Genomic DNA, 17,779 nt, shown 5'->3' with positions numbered 1-17,779 from the left:
ATGACCGATCTGAAGCCGTTCCTGGCCAAGGCCGCGAGCCGCGAGCCGCTGACGCGTGACGAGGCCCGTGCCGCCTTCGACATCCTGATGTCGGGCCAGGCAACGCCCTCGCAGATCGGTGGCTTCCTGATGGCGCTGCGCGTGCGCGGCGAAACCGTCGACGAGATCGTCGGCGCCGTCACCACGATGCGGTCGAAAATGCTGACCGTCGAGGCGCCGGCCGATGCGATCGACATCGTCGGCACCGGCGGCGACGCCAGCGGCACCTATAATATTTCGACGCTGGCGGCGCTGATCGTGGCCGGCGCCGGTGTGCCCGTCGCCAAACACGGCAATCGGGCGCTGAGCTCGAAATCGGGCGCGGCGGACAATCTGGCCGCACTCGGCGTCAATATCGATGTCGGTCCCGAGATCATCACGCGCTGCATTGCGGAAGCCGGCGTCGGCTTCATGTTCGCCCAGCTGCATCATTCCGCCATGCGCCATGTCGGCCCCTCCCGCGTTGAACTCGGCACGCGCACCATCTTCAACCTGCTTGGGCCGCTCTCCAATCCGGCCGGCGTCCGTCGCCAGTTGCTCGGCGTCTTCTCGCCGCAGTGGCTGGTGCCGCTCGCCGAAGTCATGCGCGATCTTGGCTCGGAATGCGTCTGGGTAGTCCATGGCGATGGCCTCGATGAAATCACCACGACCGGCATCACCAAGGTCGCAGCGCTCGAAGACGGCAAGATCCGCAGCTTCGAGCTGTCGCCCCCCGATTTCGGCGTCAGCCCCTGCGTGCTCGCCGATATCAAGGGCGGCGACGGTGTCGCCAATGCCGCAGCGCTCCGGCAGGTTCTGAGCGGCGCCCGGAATGCGTATCGCGATGTCTCGCTTGCCAACGCCGCCGCCTCGCTGGTCATCGCGGGCAAGGCCGAGACGATCCGCGACGGCATGGCGCTTGCTGCGCATTCGCTGGATAGCGGCGCCACGGCGCTCGCCCTCGACAAACTCATCGCCGTTTCCAACGATATCGATTAGGATTGGCCGATGACCGATGTCCTGAAGAAGATCGAACTCTATAAGCGCGAGGAAATCGCCGCCGCCAAGGCGACGGTGTCGCTTGCCGATTTAAAGGCGATGCAGGCCGATCAGTCAGCGCCCCGCGGTTTCCATAAGGCGCTTGTTGCCAAGCGTGAGGCCGGCCAGTTCGGTCTCATCGCGGAGATCAAAAAGGCAAGCCCATCCAAGGGGCTCATCCGCCCGGACTTCGATCCGCCGGCGCTGGCAAAGGCCTATGAAGCCGGCGACGCGGCCTGCCTGTCCGTGCTCACCGACACGCCGAGCTTTCAGGGTGCACCGGAATTCCTGACGGCGGCCCGTGCTGCCTGCGCCCTGCCGGCGCTGCGCAAGGATTTCATGTTCGAGACCTATCAGGTCCACGAGGCGCGCGCCTGGGGTGCCGACTGCATTCTGCTGATCATGGCGTCGCTGAGCGATGACGATGCGGAGCGTCTGCAGGACGAAGCTTTCTCGCTCGGCATGGATGTGCTGGTCGAGGTTCACGACGCGCCGGAAATGGAACGGGCGCTGAAGCTATCCTCGTCGCTTATCGGCATCAACAACCGCAATCTGCGCACTTTCGACGTCAGCCTGACGGTCAGCGAGACGCTTGCCTCTATGGTGCCGGCCGACCGGCTGCTCGTCGGCGAAAGCGGCATCTTCACCCATGCCGATTGCCAGCGCCTGCAGGCCGTCGACATCAATACCTTCCTTGTCGGCGAAAGCCTGATGCGCAAGGACGACGTGGCGGCCGCCACCCGTGCGCTGCTCTTTGGCGAAGCCGCCATCGCGGCCGAATGATATGAGCGGCGCAAAGCCCGGCCTGACCCATATCGATGCCTCCGGCGAGGCGCATATGGTCGATGTCTCCGATAAGGCCGAGACGGTGCGCATCGCCACCGCCGAGGGCCATGTGAAGATGGCGCCGGAAACCCTCGCGCTCATCCGCCAGGGCAATGCCAAGAAAGGCGATGTGATCGGCACCGCGCGCCTTGCCGGCATCATGGCGGCAAAACGCACCGCCGATCTCATCCCGCTCTGCCATCCGCTGATGCTGACCAAGGTCACGGTCGAAATCGAGGAAGATTCCGCCCTGCCCGGCCTGCGCGTCATTGCCACCGCCAAACTGACTGGCAAGACCGGTGTCGAGATGGAGGCGCTGACCGCCGTTTCGGTCGCTTGCCTGACGATCTACGACATGGCCAAGGCCTCCGACAAGGCGATGGAGATCGGCGGCGTCAGGCTGCTCGAAAAATCCGGCGGCAAATCAGGCGATTTCCGTCATCCGGAGGCAAGATGAACCTTCTGCCGGTCGCCGACGCCTTGGACCGCCTGCTCTCCCGCGCCAAGCCTGTCGCGGCGTCTGAGACGCTGCCGCTTGCCGAGGCTGAGGGCCGTGTGCTGGCCGCCGATTTGACGGCGCGGCTGACCCAGCCGCCCTTCAATGCCTCGGCCATGGATGGCTACGCGCTGCGCCGGGAGGACGCGCCGGAGCCGGGCGCCGTGTTGAGGGTCATCGGCGTGTCATCCGCCGGCCACGGCTTCGGGGGAAGCGTGGGCCAGGGAGAGGCCGTGCGTATCTTCACCGGCGCGCCTGTTCCGCCAGGCGCCGACAGCGTCCTGCTGCAGGAGGATGCGGAGAAGATCGACGGCGGCATCAGAACCACCTTCCCGGTGCGGCAGGGCCAGCATGTGCGCCCCCGCGGTCAGGATTTCGCCGAAGGTGAAGCGGTGCTGCCTGCCGGCACCGTGCTCGATTTCTCCCGGCTGACGGTCGCGGCCGGCATGAACCGGCCCGATGTCGAGGTTCTCAAGCGCCCGCTGATTGCCATCCTCGCAACCGGCGACGAACTGCTGCCGCCCGGAAGCAAGCCCGGACCTTCGCAGATCATCGCCTCCAATACCTTCGGTATCGCAGCCCTTGCCCGCAAAGCCGGCGCCGATGTGCTCGATCTCGGCATCGTGCCGGACGATAAGGCAGAAATTACCGCGGCGGTCGACAGGGCCCGGGATGCCAAGGCCGATGTCATCGTTACGCTCGGCGGCGCGTCGGTCGGCGATCATGATCTGGTGCAGGTCACGCTGATCGACGCCGGCATGCAGCTCGACTTCTGGCGCATCGCCATGCGCCCCGGCAAGCCGCTGATGGTCGGAAGCTTCGGCGAAACCCATGTGCTCGGCCTGCCCGGCAATCCGGTCTCAAGCCTCGTCTGTTCGCTGCTGTTCCTCGAGCCGCTGATCCGCAAGCTCGCCTCCCTGCCGCCGGTGCGACGTGAGACGACGTTGGAGGCCGCCGTCACCCTGCGCGCCAACGATCACCGGCAGGACTATATCAGGGCGAGGCTTGCGAAATCCACGACCGGAAACTGGCTGGCCGAACCGTTCGGCAAGCAGGATTCCTCGATGATGAAGGTGTTTGCGCAAGCCGACTGCCTCATTATCCGCCCGCCGCATGCGCCGGAACTGCCGGCCGGAGCAGCCTGCCCGGTCTTGCTATTGCGGCCGGATCTTCTCGTATAGTCTCGCCTCTTCCCGATCAGGAGAGCGAAAAAACGCCCGCTTGCACCGCGCTACCGCTCGCGGCCGCGCCGAAGTCCGCGACCGCCTGTGTCGAGATTCGCCGGAGTTCTCGATCCGGCAAATAGGCCCGCTCAGGATCGCCGACCAGCACCTCGATGCCGCTTGCCCGGCAAAGCCGCAAGAAAGCCATCACCCGCAGGGCAAGCGAGGGATCATAGAAAAGATCGCCCACCACAATGAGATCAGCCGCTTCCGGCGGCGGCGCATCGAGGATATCGGCGGCGACTGCCGAGATGGTCACGTCATTGATTGCCGCGTTGAGACCGATCGCGGCAATCGCATTGGCATCGACATCGACCGCCGTCACCATTGCTGCTCCAGCCTTCGCTGCAGCGATCGCGACTAGCCCGGAGCCGGCGCCGAGATCGAGGACGCGTCGGCCGGCAACGATTTCCGGCCGGTCGAGCAGATAACGGGCAAGCACGGCGCCGCCGGCCCAGGGATAGGCCCAGTAAGGCGGCGGATTGGCTTCTCCGCGAACGGCAATCCGCCAGAGGCCGCTCGCAGGCCCAGCAGTGTGGAGCAGGATCTCGGGGATAGAGGGGACTGCTGAGATCGGCAGATTGGCCTTGACGAAGGCGGCCGGATCGACGCGACATATGCCGGAGCGTTTCATCGTCGTCTGATCCTGCCGGTCAAGAAATCACGTGGCGATCACAATCAGCCGGGCTTCTTCTTCGAGAATTTGCCTTTCGACCCAGCGCCGCCCTTGCCCTCATGCTTGCCGCCGTCGAATTTCGGCTTGTCATATCTTGGCTTGTCGGATTTCGCGCCATCGTAGCCGGGCTTGCCGGCCATTTTGTTCCAGGGCTTGGCGTCGCGCCGTTCCCCGCCGCCATTCTCGGCTGCGGCATAACCGCCGCCCGAACCCTTGCCGAACTTTTTCTTCGGCCGTTCGTCGCGGAACGCCTCGCCCGGCCGTTCGTCACGGGATGCCTTGCCGGCATAGGGTTTCGGTGATGGCGCGCGGCTGAAATCCGGCGTGCCGGCGAGCCTCGTCACGCGGATGCCGCGTTCGAGCGCCTTGTTCGGTCCGATCGCATTCAGGAAGCTCTCGGCGCTCGCTGCCGCGATCTCCACATAGGTTTCCTCGGGCTGCATCTTGATCGCGCCGATCTCGCGCTTCGTGACGTTGCCGTTGCGGCAGAGCATCGGGATCAGCCAGCGCGGCTCGGCATTCTGCTTGCGCCCGACCGAGACGGAGAACCAGACGCTCGGGCCGAAATCTTCGCGCGGGCCCTTTTGCGCCGGCTCGAAGGGGGCGGCATTGTCGCGGCGCTTACGGCTGCGATCGTCCTGAACGGTAACCTCAATCAGATCTTCCGGCGCCGAACGGTTGGTGCGGTAGAGACGCAGGAAAGCGGCAGCGAGCTTGTCGGCGCCGTGGCTCGCGAGAAGCTGCTGCACCAGCTTCTGTTCTTCCTCCTGCGGCGCGTCGTGAAAGACCGGGTCGGCAAGCAGCCGCTCGTCGTCGCGCTCGTTCACCTCTTCGGCCGACGGCGGCCGCGCCCAGGCCGCCGAAATGCCGGCATTCTCCAGCAAACGCTCGGCCTTGCGCCTTGCACTCAGCGGCACGATCATGGCGCTGATGCCCTTGCGCCCGGCCCGGCCGGTACGGCCGCTGCGGTGCAATAGGGTTTCCGGATTGGTCGGCAGGTCGGCATGAATGACGAGATCGAGGCCCGGCAGGTCGATGCCGCGGGCGGCGACGTCGGTTGCGATGCAGACGCGGGCGCGGCCGTCACGCATCGCCTGCAGCGCGTGGCTGCGCTCGTTCTGCGTCAGCTCGCCGGACAGCGCCACGACGGAGAAATTGCGGTTGTTGAAGCGCGCGGTCAGATGATTGACGGCGGCACGCGTCGAACAGAAGACGATGGCGTTGGTCGCTTCGTAATAGCGCAGCACGTTGATGATCGCGTTCTCGCGGTCGCTCGGGGCAACGACAAGGGCGCGATATTCGATATCGACATGCTGCTTTTCCTCGGCCGCGGTGCTGATGCGCACGGCGTTGCGCTGGTAGCTCTTGGCGAGTCTGGCGATTGCCGCCGGCACGGTTGCCGAAAACATCAACGTCCGGCGCTCGTCCGGTGCCGAATCGAGGATGAATTCCAGGTCCTCGCGGAAGCCGAGGTCGAGCATCTCGTCGGCCTCGTCGAGCACGGCGGCCTTCAGCTGCGACATGTCGAGTGCGTGTCGGCGGATGTGGTCGCAGAGTCGGCCGGGCGTGCCGACGACGATATGAGCCCCGCGCTCGAGCGAGCGGCGCTCGCTGCGGATGTCCATGCCGCCGACGCAGCTGGCGATCACCGCGCCGGTCATTTCATAAAGCCATTCAAGTTCGCGCTTCACCTGCAGGGCAAGCTCCCGCGTCGGCGCGATGACCAGCGCAAGCGGGGCGCCGGCAGCACCGAAGCGCTCGCTACCGTCGAGAAGCGTCGGCGCCAGTGCCAATCCGAAGGCGACGGTCTTGCCGGAGCCGGTCTGGGCGGAGACCAGCGCGTCCGAAGCGGCAAGCGCCGGATCGAGCATCGCCTGCTGTACCGGGGTAAGTTCGGCGTAACCGCGCTTCTGCAACGCCTTGGCGATCGCCGGAACGACGCCGTTGAATTCTGTCATGAGTTCGATCTTTCGGAGCTTTCAGGCGCGAAATGCGCCATGGCCGGAGCCAGCCGGCAGGTGTTTGCGCCGTTCCTAGCCGCTCCCGCGGCGATTGTCAAAGCGCGCGGCTGCGCCACAGCCAGGCGTCGATATGGCTCGTCCGGCCGCGCAGTTCCGTTTCCAGCGGCCCTTCGATCCGGCCTGATTTGAGGAGCACGCTGTCCGGGCCTGCGGCGCCGACGATTTCGGCGCTGAGCGCCAACTCCACGCCATGGCGGGCGGCAACCTCCATCAGGCGGCTTCCGACGTTCACCGTATCGCCCGCCGCCGTGATCTGCTGCCTGTCGCCGGAGCCGAGCCGCGAGGCGACGATCGGCCCGCAATGGGCGCCAACCTTGAAACCGATGTTCTTCCCGGCAAAGCCCCCCTGCGTTCGAAGCCAGGCGCGGGTGCGCTCGCAGAGCCTGACCGCGCAGTCGATGGCTCGGGCGGCATCGTCGGCGGCGGCTTCCGGTAGGCCAAACAGGATCATCGCCCCGTCGCCCATGAAGCTGGTGATGGCGCCGCCATGAGCGCGTGCCTCCTCGTCGATGATTTCGAAAAAGCCGCTCAGCACCTCGCTCACCTTGACCGGTCCTACATTTTCGCTGAGGCCGGTGAAGCCCGAGAGATCGATGAAGACGACGGCCGCGTTCTGGCGCACCGGCGCGGCAAGGAAATTCGGATGGCGCGCCAGCCATTCGCCGAGGCCCGGCGCCTCGATGCGCTGCAGTAGCGCGCTCTGTTCGGCGAAATGGCGGGCGCGGCCGCGGTCGAGCCAGAGCTCGGCTGCGCCGAAGATCAGCGCCGGCGGCAGCGCTGCGGCAATCGGCAGGGCGGCACTCAGCCAATAGCCATGCGCAAAGGCCGCCAGATTGAGCATCGCCCAGACGATCAGCGCCAGCACGATGATGGCGTAGCCCGCAGCACTGCGCCGCCAGGCGGTCAGCGAAACCAGCATGACCGACAGCCCGACGGCGGTGCCGGCATCGATCAGCCTGGTCCTGTGGTCCCGCACCATGCCGTCGCCGGTGACGAGATGGGTGATCGCGGTCGACATCACTTCGACGCCCGGCATGACGGGATCGAACGGCGTCGGGAAGACGTCGCCGCCGCCGGTGACGGTCGAGCCGATGACGACGATGCGGCCGGTCACCGCATCCGCCGCCAGCTTGCCTTCGAGCGCATCGGCGGCGCTTGACGTGGCGATGCTGCCGCGCCGGCCATAGAAGGTCACCGGCAGGCGCTGGCCCATATCCGTGGGAATGCGCAATACTCCGAGCATGATCGCATCGCGCTCAATCGTTGGGTCGACACCGAGCGCCACCGAGGCGGCTCGCAGCGGAAAAGCCGGATCCAGCCGGTCTGCGGCGCGCGAGATAAGTGGAATGAAACGCGGCGTGCCGGTCTGGTCGGTGGCGACATTGACGACACCGACTGCGGCCGCGCTGGCAAAGCGGGGAAGCGGCAAGAGAAGCTGATCTGCCTCGGGGATGGCGGCAAGCGGATCGTCCGCCAAGTCGGTGACCTGCTGCCGGCTCTGCGCAAAGGTGGCCGCCGCCGCAATCACGCTCGGTCCCTCTCCAAGGGCAGCGGTCAGTGCTGCATCGCCCCCCTCCGGTCCCGGATCGAAGAGCAGGATGTCGAGCGCCAGAGCTTTCGGCTTCATAGCGTTGATTGCATTGACCAGACGCGCCAGCGTCGCCCGGTCCAGGGGATAGCCGTGGGCCGCCGCCGTACGGTCGTCGATCGCGATGATCGAGACGACGGGAGGCGGCGTCTTCGCTCCGACGACGATGCTGCGAATGTCGGCAAGCGAGGCCTCCATCCGATCGAGAAGGCCTATCCCGCCATTGAGATTGAGATAGCCGAGCGCCGCGCCCCAAAGACCGGCGACCAGCAGCGCGATCACAGTCAGCAGGCGATGACTCATGGCATTTATTGGCCGAGCCGGGCGAGAAGGGCGGCGACACGCGGTGCTGGCCAGCGGCGCACAACCAGCGGCTCGGTTCCGCTGCTGACATCGACGCCCTCGCCCGGTGACAGCACCACCGGCTCGCCGGCAGGCCGGCGGACGGCCACGCTGCCTCTGATGACGAGGACCGAGGTCTTGTCGCCTGCGGCGTCGACAGCCCATTGTGTGCCGCGCACGGCAGCGATCGCCTGCGGTGTCACCACCTGGAAACCACCGGCGTGCTGACTGCCGTCGACATCGACGAGGATGGCCTTGCGTCGCAGCGACGCCGAATCGGGACTGCCGTCACGATTGCGGTCGGAGAGCCGGAAAGACGCACCGGCCTCCGCCGTCACCTTGACGCCGCCGGGGCAACTGAGCGTCTGGCGGGCACCACCATCGCGCGAGATCGCGCAGCCCGCAGATTGCGCGAGTGCCGCGTCATGCGGAGTGACGCCGGCAGCGAGCCCAACGGCAAACAGCTTGAGAAATGTCATATTCATGGAAAGCCCCCGTGACCGTGCGGAACTGCTTCAGCGAAAGCGCCCGCCAACCGTCTTCTTCCATGCGAGGCATGATAGCCGAATTCGGATATTTCCATAGGCGAAAAAAAGCGGACCGCGCATCCTCAAATGCTGCTCTTCATATGGGGCGCCGGTCCGGTATAACGCGCCCGTGGCCGGATCAATTCGCCGCTTTCGATCTGCTCCATCGCATGCGCAAGCCAGCCGGTGCAGCGTGCAAGCGAAAAAATGATGATCGGCGCCTCTCTCGGCAGATCGAAGGCGGCCGCCATCGCGGCAAGTGCGAAATCGATATTGACCTTTTCCCCGACGATCTCCTCGCCCCTATCCCTGACCTCGGCGAACTCAGGCGGCAGTGGAAATCGCGAAAGCAGCGCCAGCGCCCTGATATCGCCGTCCGGATAGAGCGGGTGACCGAAGGCGGATAAGCGATTACCCTGGGCAAGGGTACGGCGGATCGCCTGCGCCGGACCGAGGGTGCAAGCCGCCTCGATCAATGCATCGACGCCCTGCCAGGCGGCGCCATGCAGCGGTCCCGTCAGCGTCGCCAGGCCGGAAAGCACGGCGGCCGACAGTGCCGCACCCGATGAGGCGGTGACTCGTGCCGCAAAGGCCGAGGCGTTGAGTTCATGATCGGCAAGCAGCACCAGGGCGCGACGCAGGCAATCGCTGGCCTCCGGCCGCTGCCAGCTTGCCGCAAGCCTGAGATGCAGCGGCCGGTCCGAAGCGCCTGGCGCCAGCGCATCTGCGATCGTGGCGAGAATCCCGTGCGCCTCGCGCCGGAGTGCCGCCGGCGAGCGGCCAAGCGACGGCAGGTCCAATGTCACCCGCCCTGCAAGCGCCAGGAACGCGGCCTGAAGCGATGGAGGGCCATGCGCGGCCGCGGTAGCGGAGGCGGGCGTTTCCGCTCCGTTCCAAAGCAATGCCGCCGTCTGCTCCAGCGTCGCCGTCTCGGCGAGATCGGCCACATCCTTTCCGCGATAGAAAAGGCGTCCGCCCGAAACGGTGGAGATTGCCGAGGAAAGCACGGGATCGCCCCAGCGGATCGTCTCGGCCGCGACGGTTTCGGCCTTGCGGCGGCCGGCATGGCGATCTGCAAGCCGCCGCACGTCGGCAGCGTGATAGAGGCTGCGGCGCGGATCGGCGGGATCAGGCTTGGCGCGAATGCGCCCTCGGCTGACATTGGCGTAGAGCGTCTGCGGTTTGGTCTTCAGCGCCTGCAGCGCCTCCTCGGCAGTCAGCCACGACATCACGGCCTCACATTGATCAATTGCGTCAAGATTGACGTCAATGAAACTAGGTCGGATCATTCGAGCCGTAAAGGAGAAACCCATATGAAAAACGGCTTGGAAGATGTCATTGCCGCCGAAACGCAGCTGTCGGATGTCGATGGCGAAGCGGGTCGACTGATCATCCGCGGCGTATCGCTGGATCATCTGGTCGCAGACGGCACCTATGAGCGCGTCGCTGCACTGCTGCTCGACGGGTTGATGGAGCGAAGCTTCGATGAGGCGCTCTTGCGCGACTGGCTGGCACAGGCACGAACGAAGGTTTTCGCCCATATCAAAGCCGCCGACGCCGCCTTGATCGCCCTGCCGCCGGTCGATGCGATGCGCGCGCTGATCGCCAGGCTGGCGGATGGTGAGGATTTCGACACCGCCCTCGCCCTTCTGGCAGCACCGGCAGTCTTCCTGCCGGCGATTCTCAGGCTGCAGCGCGGGCAGAAGCCGATCGCGCCCGACGCCTCGCTGCCGCAAGCGGTCGATATCCTGCGCATGCTGACCGGACGATTGCCGACCAGGGAGCAGACGGCGGCACTCGACGCCTATCTCGTGACGATATCAGATCATGGCCTCAACGCCTCGACCTTCGCATCGCGGGTTGTCGCCTCGACGCAGGCCGGCCTCACCTCTTCGGTTCTGGCGGCGTTGAGCGCACTGAAGGGGCCGCTGCATGGCGGTGCGCCTGGTCCCGTCCTCGATATGCTGGATGCCGTAGGAACGCCTGGTAATGCCGGCACATGGCTTGCGGATGCACTCGATCGCGGCGAGAGGCTGATGGGCTTCGGCCACCGCATCTACCGCGTTCGCGACCCGCGCGCCGACGCGCTGAAAGGCGCTCTGAAGCATTTGATCTCATCAGGCCAGATCGACAGCGCCCGCGGCGAACTCGCCGAAGCGGTGGAAGCCGCCGCATTGGCAATCCTGAAAGCGCGCAAGCCCAACCGGCCGCTCGACGTCAATGTCGAATTCTATACCGCGCTGCTGCTCGAGGCGCTCGGCTTCCCGCGTCAGGCCTTCACCGGTGTCTTTGCAATCGGCCGTACGGTCGGATGGCTGGCGCATGCCCGCGAACAGGCGCTCGACGGCCGGCTGATCCGGCCGCGTTCGGTCTATATCGGGCCGTTGCCGGCCGCTGCCTGAAATTGGAATGGCGGATTAGCCAGATCGCGCATAACCGCGCGATCTGGCGCCGCATGCGTCAGACGAGACGGCTCTGTTCGGTCGCCGCTTCGATGAAGCTCGCAAACAGTGGATGCGGGTCGAGCGGCCGGCTCTTCAGTTCCGGGTGATACTGCACGCCGATGAACCACGGATGGTCGGGATATTCGATCGTCTCCGGCAGCACGCCATCGGGCGACATGCCGGAGAAGACGAGGCCGCAGCTCTCGAGCCGGTCCTTGTAGTCGATGTTGACCTCGTAACGGTGGCGATGACGCTCGGAAATATCCGTCGAGCCGTAGATATCCGAGATCTTCGTGCCCTTCTTCAGCGCCGCCTTGTAGGCGCCGAGGCGCATGGTGCCACCGAGATCGCCGGCCGCCGTGCGCTTTTGCAATTCATTGCCCTTGACCCATTCCGTCATCAGGCCGACCACAGGCTCCTTCGCCGGGCCGAACTCGGTCGATGACGCATCCGGCACATCGGCAAGATTGCGCGCCGCCTCGATGACGGCCATCTGCATGCCGAAGCAGATGCCGAAATAAGGCACTTTTCGTTCGCGGGCAAAGCGCGCCGCATGGATCTTGCCCTCTGAGCCGCGCTCGCCGAAGCCGCCGGGCACCAGGATGCCATGCACCTTTTCGAGATAGGGTGCGGGATCTTCCTTCTCGAAGACCTCCGACTCGATCCATTCGAGCTTGACCTTGACGCGATTGGCAATGCCGCCGTGATGCAGCGCCTCGATCAGCGACTTATAGGCGTCCTTGAGGCCGGTATATTTGCCGACGATCGCGATCGTCACCTCGCCTTCCGGCGTACGGATGCGATTGCAGACCTCTTCCCACTGGTCGAGACGCGGCTTCGGCGCCGGCTCGATGCCGAAAGCGGCCAGCACTTCGTCGTCGAGTCCTTCCTTGTGGTAGGCCATCGGCACGTCGTAGATGTTGGCCACATCAAGCGCCTGGATGACGGCCGACGGACGCACGTTGCAGAACAGCGAGAGCTTGCGGCGCTCGGCTTCCGGAATTTCGCGGTCGGCGCGCACAAGCAGGATATCGGGGTGAATCCCAAGCGCCTGCAGCTCCTTCACCGAATGCTGGGTCGGCTTGGTCTTGAGCTCGCCGGCCGCCGGAATGTAAGGCATCAGCGTCAGATGGACGTAGACGGCGGTGCCGCGCGGCAGGTCGTTGCCGAGCTGGCGGATCGCTTCCATGAAGGGCATTGCCTCGATGTCGCCGACCGTGCCGCCGATCTCGCAAATGACGAAGTCGTAGTCCTGATTGCCCTCGGTGACGAAATCCTTGATCTCGTTGGTGACGTGCGGGATGACCTGCACCGTCGCGCCGAGATAGTCGCCGCGGCGTTCCTTGTCGATGATGTTCTTGTAGATGCGGCCGGTGGTGATGTTGTCGGTCTTGGTCGCCGAACGCCCCGTGAAGCGTTCGTAATGGCCGAGATCGAGATCGGTTTCCGCGCCATCGTCGGTGACGAAGACCTCGCCGTGCTGGGTCGGGCTCATCGTGCCCGGGTCCACGTTCAGATAAGGGTCGAGCTTGCGAAGCCGGACCCGATATCCACGGGCCTGCAGCAACGCTCCGAGAGCCGCGGCCGCAATTCCTTTTCCGAGGGAGGAAACCACGCCGCCAGTGATGAATACGTATCGCGCCATGGGCTTCACCGGATACCTTTTCAAAAACGATTCCGCCAGCCCCAAAAATTCTTTTCCGGAATTTTCGGAGGGTGGCGCGGGAATCTGAACAAAAGAAAACCGGCAGACCCGAAGGCCTACCGGCGGTTTATGTCGAAGATCGGTTTACTGTCCCGTCGGGACGCCCGAAGGCTGAGCCGGCGCCGGCGCGGCCGGAGTTGCGGGCGCTGCCGGGGCAGTTGTCGCCGGAGCTGTCGTTGAAGGCGCGGTGGCTGCCGGAGCCTCTGCTGCGGGAGCTTGCGCGGCCGGAGCCTGCTGTGCGGGCGCAGCCGCACCGCTGCTTGGAACACCGTTGCCGGCCGGCTGGTTCGCCGGGGTCTGTGCACCGCCGCCGAGCGAATCGAGAATGCCGTTGCCTTGGCCGCTCGTCGCGGGGATGCGGTTGAGGATGTCGCTCGGACGACCCTCGTAACGCGTCAGTATGCCGAGGCCGAGCGAGGTGAGGAAGAACAAGGTCGCAAGGATCGCGGTCGTGCGAGTCAGCGCATTGGCCGTGCCGCGGGCCGACATGAAGCCCGAACCGCCGCCGATGCCGAGGCCGCCGCCTTCCGAGCGCTGGATGAGCACGACGCCGACGAGGGCGAGCACGATCATGAGATGGATGACAATCAATACTGTCTGCATGGGTCCAGTCCTGCCCGTCTGGAGACGGACATAAATAAGAATTCTGGCGGCTCTTTACATGAGGCTCTCGCCTATTCCAAGCCCTTCTGCCGGAATAAACCGAGCTATGAACAACGCGTCAGGCGAGCAGCGCCTCATAGGCCCGGTAGATGGCGAGGAAGTCGGCGGCTTTCAAGCTCGCTCCACCGATCAGCGCGCCGTCAACATTGGCGATGCCAAGCAGTTCCCCGGCATTGGCGGGCTTGACCGAGCCGCCATAGAGAAGCCGCATCTTGCGGCCTTCGTCGCCGAAGCGGGACACGAGCTCCGCACGCATGAAGGCATGCGCCTTCTCAACATCCCCCGATGTCGGCGTGACACCAGTGCCGATCGCCCAGATCGGCTCGTAGGCGATGACTGTATTCTCGGCGGTTGCGGCATCGGGAACCGAGGCGGAAAGCTGGCGCTTGATGACGTCAAGTTCCTGCCCGGCGCGGCGTTCTTCGGCCGTCTCGCCGATGCAGATGATCGCAGTGAGATCGGAGGCGAAAGCCGCCTCCGCCTTGGCGCGGACCAGATGGTCCGTCTCGGCGTGGTCGGTGCGCCGTTCGGAATGGCCGACGATCACATAGGTGCCGAAGCTATCGGCGATCATCTCGGCCGATATATCGCCGGTATGCGCGCCGGACGGCTTCTGGTGGCAGTCCTGCGCGCCGATCGCAAGCGGGCTGTCGGTGCAGAGCGCGGTTGCCACGTAGAGCAGCGTCGTCGGCGGGCAGATCAGCGCCTCGACCTTTTCGGCGAACGGCTGACGAACACCCTCGGCGATCGCCTTGATCTGATCCAGGGAGGCACGCGTGCCGTTCATTTTCCAATTTCCCGCCACCAGCGGGCGCACGTCAGGTGTCATGCCGGCCTTCCACAAACTTCATATCCCTGGCCGCATTATCAAAAGCTTGCGGCAAAGGAAAGCATCATGCCTCTGACGTAACGGGAATCTCTGCGATCTCGCATATTTTTTGCCGAAATCCTTCGTCAGCGGCCGAGAACCCAGTTCAGAACCCTCCGCCAGTCGATCATCCGGATCGGCGTTCCGTGGTTTCCGGTCTGAAACAACGTGAAATGCGTCGGATATTTCGCCTTTTGCAGGCTCTCGAACAGCGCCTGCTGGTCGGCGGCGGCGTAGACCGGATCGCGGCTGCCATGCGCGAACCAGAGCGGCAGTTTCGCCTTGTAAAACGCGCTCCTGGTGAAATCGGGATCGGTGACACCGCTCATAACAAGCATGCCCTTCAGCCGCTTGACACTGTCGCCGTCACGCGCAACGCCCCAGCAAATCTGACTGCCCATCGAAGCGCAGGAAAGCACGATCGGCCGGCCGGGCGATTGCGCGCTGGCATAACGGATCAGTCCTTCGATCGCGGCAACGCCGTTGCTGTCGAAGCTCCTGACCGTCGGCGAATAATAGACCCCGCCATTGCCGGCGACGAGGTTCTTCAGCCGGTTGAAATTGCCGCCGAAGCTGTAATCATTGGCCCCGAGCCGGCGGTCGCCATCGCGGCCGTGAATGAAAATCACCGTGAAGGCGGCATTCTGAGATGGTCCCACCCTGGTGACATCGAGCCTGATGCCGTCGAGCGAGAGGGTTTCGTCCGCCTGGGTCTTGCGGATGCCGAGCGACACATATTTTTGTTGCGCCCGCTTCTCCGGAATCTGGTCGCGGCCGTTGATATCGCGCATCTCGTCGTAGTCGATCACCTCGGAGGCGCCGCCGTCGCTCGTCTGCAGCACAGTCTGCGTCGAGAACAAATCGTCCTTGAAAGGCGGCAGGACGTCGGCCGCCCGTGCCGGTCCGCCGGCGGAAAGAACGGCTGCTGACAAGAAAAACGCCGCAATTGCGGTGAAAACAGTGCAATGACTTGTGGACATTCGCATGCGGATGGTTTCCTGAAGCCTGCCGCCGCTTGCCATTCCGCGCCCGGCAACGCAAATCATGTCTCAAAGGCCGCCAAAAGAGGCGGTGTCGCGTATAGAGGTGCTTTCTGGCAGAATCTGCCTGATTCGCAAACGTGACGTGAAATGCGGTGATTTTGGGCCGGCGGCGGATGCCAGCTCGAGACAGGATAAAGATCTGAACGGCTCCATGGACGACAGCAACGACCTTTTTTCCGGACTGCCCCTTTCCGAAAAACGCGAGGAGGCGCAGAAGCCCGCCGCGCCGAGCGAACGTCCGCCGGCGGCCGCTCCCTTGACGACCGTGCCCTCGGCGGCGGCGCGCCCAGCACTCGTCGCCTCGAACGCGGATGACTATGGCGCCTCCTCGATCCGGGTTCTGGAAGGTCTCGAGCCGGTGCGCATGCGTCCTGGCATGTATATCGGCGGCACCGACGAAAAGGCGCTGCATCACCTCTTCGCCGAAGTCATCGACAACGCGATGGACGAAGCGGTTGCCGGACACGCCAATTTCATCGAGGTGCATCTCGATCTGCAGGGCTATCTCACCGTCACCGATAACGGCCGTGGCATTCCGGTCGAAAACCATCCGCAGGTGCCTGGAAAGTCGACACTCGAAGTCATCATGACCAAGCTGCATGCCGGCGGCAAATTCGACGGCAAGGCCTATGAGACTTCGGGCGGCCTGCATGGCGTCGGCGTGTCGGTGGTCAACGCGCTCTCCGACTTCCTCGAAGTCGAGGTAGCGCGAAACCGCAAGCTTTACCGCCAGCGCTTTTCCCGCGGCCTGCCGCAGGGCGGGCTCGAAGAACTGGGCGACGTCCACAATCGCCGCGGCACCCGCGTGCGCTTCCATCCCGATCCCCAGATCTTCGGGGAGCACATGAAGTTCGAGGCCGCTCGCGTCTTTCGCATGGCGCGCTCCAAGGCCTATCTGTTCGGCGGCGTCGAGATTCGCTGGAGCTGCGAGCCTGGCGTACTGCCTGAAGGGTCGGAGGTGCCCGACAAGGCCACCTTCCACTTCCCCGGCGGCCTGAAAGACTATCTCCAGGCGACGATGGGCAAGGAATTCACCGTCACCCGCGAGATCTTCGCCGGCAAGACCGAGAAGGCCAGCGGCCACGGCTCGATGGAATGGGCGATCACCTGGTATGGCGGCGATCCGCAGGTGCATTCCTATTGCAATACCATCCCGACTCCGGAAGGCGGCACCCATGAGGCCGGCCTGCGTATCGCGCTGACCAAGGGGCTGAAGGCCTATGCCGAGCTGACGCAGAACAAGCGCGCCGCCCAGATCACCACCGACGACGTGATGATCTCCGCCGTCGGCATGCTGTCGGTCTTCATCCGCGAGCCGGAATTCGTCGGCCAGACCAAGGACAAGCTTGCGACCGTCGAGGCCCAGCGCATCGTCGAGAACGCGCTGCGCGATCCCTTCGACCACTATCTCGCCGACAACCCGAACGAGGCGGCCAAGCTGCTCGACTGGGTGATCGAGCGCGCCGAGGAGCGTCTTCGCCGCCGCAAGGAAAAAGAAGTCAATCGCAAGACGGCGGTGCGCAAGCTGCGCCTGCCCGGCAAGCTTGCCGACTGCTCGCAGAACACAGCCGAAGGCGCCGAACTCTTCATCGTCGAGGGCGATTCGGCAGGAGGTTCGGCCAAACAGGCGCGCAACCGCGCCAACCAGGCGATCCTTCCGCTCCGCGGCAAGATCCTCAACGTCGCCAGCGCCGGCCGCGAGAAGTTCGGTGCAAACCAGCAGCTCGCCGATCTCATCCAGGCGCTTGGCTGCGGTACGCGCTCGAAATACCGGCAGGAAGATCTGCGCTACGAGCGTATCATTGTCATGACCGATGCCGATGTCGACGGCGCCCATATCGCCTCGCTGCTCATCACCTTCTTCTACCAGGAAATGCCGGAACTGGTGCGTGGCGGCCATCTCTTCCTCGCAGTGCCGCCGCTCTACAAGATCACCCAAGGGGCGAAGTCCGCCTATGCGCGCGACGACAATCATCGTGCCGAGCTGATGCAGACGGAATTCAAGGGCAAGGCCAAGGTGGAGATCAGCCGCTTCAAAGGTCTCGGCGAGATGATGCCCGCCCAGCTCAAGGAAACCACCATGGACCCGGCCAAGCGCACCTTGCTCCGGGTGCTGATCGACGAGGTGGATTTCGAGGGCACGCGCAGCGCCGTCGACGATCTGATGGGCACCAAACCCGAGGCCCGATTCCGCTTCATCCAGGAGCGTGCGGCCTTCGCCGAAAACCTTGATATTTAAACACGTCTCAGGCGCGCCGAACGATCTGACAGATACGCCCGGCGCGCCGCATTTTAGCATCTG

Annotated in this window: 15 protein-coding genes; 6 read left to right on the top strand and 9 right to left on the bottom strand. The window is 64.6% G+C overall.

Going from position 1 to position 17,779, the window contains the following annotated elements:
* From trpD to glp, 4 genes are read left to right on the top strand one after another with little or no spacing between them, the layout of a single operon-like run.
* A complete protein-coding gene (gene trpD / locus J7U39_RS08020; RefSeq protein ID WP_210631263.1) occupies window positions 1-1,017 on the top strand; it encodes an anthranilate phosphoribosyltransferase in 1,017 nt (338 codons plus the stop codon).
* A 9-nt stretch (window positions 1,018-1,026) separates the two neighbouring features.
* Window positions 1,027-1,839, top strand: coding sequence for an indole-3-glycerol phosphate synthase TrpC (gene trpC / locus J7U39_RS08015; RefSeq protein ID WP_210631262.1), 813 nt, complete (start codon window positions 1,027-1,029; stop codon window positions 1,837-1,839).
* Between the two features lies 1 nt (window position 1,840).
* Entirely contained in the window at window positions 1,841-2,338 is a 498-nt protein-coding gene (moaC, locus tag J7U39_RS08010) for a cyclic pyranopterin monophosphate synthase MoaC (RefSeq protein ID WP_210631261.1), read from the top strand.
* Window positions 2,335-3,558, top strand: coding sequence for a gephyrin-like molybdotransferase Glp (gene glp, locus J7U39_RS08005; RefSeq protein ID WP_210631260.1), 1,224 nt, complete (start codon window positions 2,335-2,337; stop codon window positions 3,556-3,558). The genes moaC and glp overlap by 4 nt, the downstream gene beginning before the upstream one ends.
* A 16-nt stretch (window positions 3,559-3,574) precedes the next feature.
* Here the strand turns inward: glp and J7U39_RS08000 are convergent, their stop codons facing one another.
* From J7U39_RS08000 to J7U39_RS07980, 5 genes are all read right to left on the bottom strand, one after another.
* Complete coding sequence (locus J7U39_RS08000; RefSeq protein WP_210631259.1) at window positions 3,575-4,234, bottom strand: 50S ribosomal protein L11 methyltransferase; 660 nt, start codon at window positions 4,232-4,234, stop codon at window positions 3,575-3,577.
* Between the two features lie 44 nt (window positions 4,235-4,278).
* Window positions 4,279-6,234, bottom strand: a complete 1,956-nt coding sequence (locus J7U39_RS07995) for a DEAD/DEAH box helicase (RefSeq protein WP_210631258.1) — start codon at window positions 6,232-6,234, stop codon at window positions 4,279-4,281.
* Between the two features lie 97 nt (window positions 6,235-6,331).
* Window positions 6,332-8,188, bottom strand: coding sequence for an adenylate/guanylate cyclase domain-containing protein (locus J7U39_RS07990; protein WP_210631257.1), 1,857 nt, complete (start codon window positions 8,186-8,188; stop codon window positions 6,332-6,334).
* A 5-nt stretch (window positions 8,189-8,193) separates the two neighbouring features.
* Window positions 8,194-8,712 (bottom strand): FecR domain-containing protein, encoded by a 519-nt coding sequence (locus J7U39_RS07985; RefSeq protein ID WP_210631256.1) that lies wholly within the window; start codon window positions 8,710-8,712, stop codon window positions 8,194-8,196.
* 125 nt (window positions 8,713-8,837) lie between these two features.
* Complete coding sequence (locus J7U39_RS07980) at window positions 8,838-9,983, bottom strand: citrate synthase (RefSeq protein WP_210631255.1); 1,146 nt, start codon at window positions 9,981-9,983, stop codon at window positions 8,838-8,840.
* An 84-nt stretch (window positions 9,984-10,067) separates the two neighbouring features.
* Here J7U39_RS07980 and J7U39_RS07975 point away from each other — a divergent pair, with 84 nt between their 5' ends.
* Window positions 10,068-11,156, top strand: a complete 1,089-nt coding sequence (locus tag J7U39_RS07975; protein ID WP_210631254.1) for a citrate synthase/methylcitrate synthase — start codon at window positions 10,068-10,070, stop codon at window positions 11,154-11,156.
* A 58-nt stretch (window positions 11,157-11,214) separates the two neighbouring features.
* Here the strand turns inward: J7U39_RS07975 and J7U39_RS07970 are convergent, their stop codons facing one another.
* The 4 genes from J7U39_RS07970 to J7U39_RS07955 all read right to left on the bottom strand — a co-directional run bounded on the left by J7U39_RS07970 (window position 11,215) and on the right by J7U39_RS07955 (window position 15,420).
* Window positions 11,215-12,843 (bottom strand): CTP synthase, encoded by a 1,629-nt coding sequence (locus tag J7U39_RS07970; protein WP_064806148.1) that lies wholly within the window; start codon window positions 12,841-12,843, stop codon window positions 11,215-11,217.
* Window positions 12,844-12,987: 144 nt separating this feature from the next.
* Window positions 12,988-13,506, bottom strand: a complete 519-nt coding sequence (gene secG / locus J7U39_RS07965) for a preprotein translocase subunit SecG (RefSeq protein ID WP_210631253.1) — start codon at window positions 13,504-13,506, stop codon at window positions 12,988-12,990.
* 118 nt (window positions 13,507-13,624) lie between these two features.
* Window positions 13,625-14,395: a triose-phosphate isomerase gene (gene tpiA, locus J7U39_RS07960; RefSeq protein WP_210631252.1), complete on the bottom strand. Its 771-nt coding sequence runs from the start codon at window positions 14,393-14,395 to the stop codon at window positions 13,625-13,627.
* 125 nt (window positions 14,396-14,520) lie between these two features.
* Entirely contained in the window at window positions 14,521-15,420 is a 900-nt protein-coding gene (locus J7U39_RS07955; protein WP_210631251.1) for an alpha/beta hydrolase, read from the bottom strand.
* A gap of 208 nt (window positions 15,421-15,628) precedes the next feature.
* Here J7U39_RS07955 and parE point away from each other — a divergent pair, with 208 nt between their 5' ends.
* Window positions 15,629-17,716: a DNA topoisomerase IV subunit B gene (gene parE / locus J7U39_RS07950; protein WP_210631250.1), complete on the top strand. Its 2,088-nt coding sequence runs from the start codon at window positions 15,629-15,631 to the stop codon at window positions 17,714-17,716.
* Window positions 17,717-17,779: the final 63 nt, after the last annotated feature.

The organism is Rhizobium sp. NLR16a, assembly GCF_017948245.1.
Lineage (GTDB): Bacteria > Pseudomonadota > Alphaproteobacteria > Rhizobiales > Rhizobiaceae > Rhizobium.
This window is presented reverse-complemented; position numbering and strand designations above follow the sequence as displayed.

Excerpts from the sequence above, each read along its gene's own strand:
- trpD (WP_210631263.1), top strand. The coding sequence starts at position 1 with ATGACCGATCTGAAGCCGTTCCTGGCCAAGGCCGCGAGCCGCGAGCCG.
- trpC (WP_210631262.1), top strand. The coding sequence starts at position 1,027 with ATGACCGATGTCCTGAAGAAGATCGAACTCTATAAGCGCGAGGAAATC.
- moaC (WP_210631261.1), top strand. The coding sequence starts at position 1,841 with ATGAGCGGCGCAAAGCCCGGCCTGACCCATATCGATGCCTCCGGCGAG.
- glp (WP_210631260.1), top strand. The coding sequence starts at position 2,335 with ATGAACCTTCTGCCGGTCGCCGACGCCTTGGACCGCCTGCTCTCCCGC.
- J7U39_RS08000 (WP_210631259.1), bottom strand. The coding sequence starts at position 4,234 with ATGAAACGCTCCGGCATATGTCGCGTCGATCCGGCCGCCTTCGTCAAG.
- J7U39_RS07995 (WP_210631258.1), bottom strand. The coding sequence starts at position 6,234 with ATGACAGAATTCAACGGCGTCGTTCCGGCGATCGCCAAGGCGTTGCAG.
- J7U39_RS07990 (WP_210631257.1), bottom strand. The coding sequence starts at position 8,188 with ATGAGTCATCGCCTGCTGACTGTGATCGCGCTGCTGGTCGCCGGTCTT.
- J7U39_RS07985 (WP_210631256.1), bottom strand. The coding sequence starts at position 8,712 with ATGAATATGACATTTCTCAAGCTGTTTGCCGTTGGGCTCGCTGCCGGC.
- J7U39_RS07980 (WP_210631255.1), bottom strand. The coding sequence starts at position 9,983 with ATGTCGTGGCTGACTGCCGAGGAGGCGCTGCAGGCGCTGAAGACCAAA.
- J7U39_RS07975 (WP_210631254.1), top strand. The coding sequence starts at position 10,068 with ATGAAAAACGGCTTGGAAGATGTCATTGCCGCCGAAACGCAGCTGTCG.
- J7U39_RS07970 (WP_064806148.1), bottom strand. The coding sequence starts at position 12,843 with ATGGCGCGATACGTATTCATCACTGGCGGCGTGGTTTCCTCCCTCGGA.
- secG (WP_210631253.1), bottom strand. The coding sequence starts at position 13,506 with ATGCAGACAGTATTGATTGTCATCCATCTCATGATCGTGCTCGCCCTC.
- tpiA (WP_210631252.1), bottom strand. The coding sequence starts at position 14,395 with ATGACACCTGACGTGCGCCCGCTGGTGGCGGGAAATTGGAAAATGAAC.
- J7U39_RS07955 (WP_210631251.1), bottom strand. The coding sequence starts at position 15,420 with ATGCGAATGTCCACAAGTCATTGCACTGTTTTCACCGCAATTGCGGCG.
- parE (WP_210631250.1), top strand. The coding sequence starts at position 15,629 with ATGGACGACAGCAACGACCTTTTTTCCGGACTGCCCCTTTCCGAAAAA.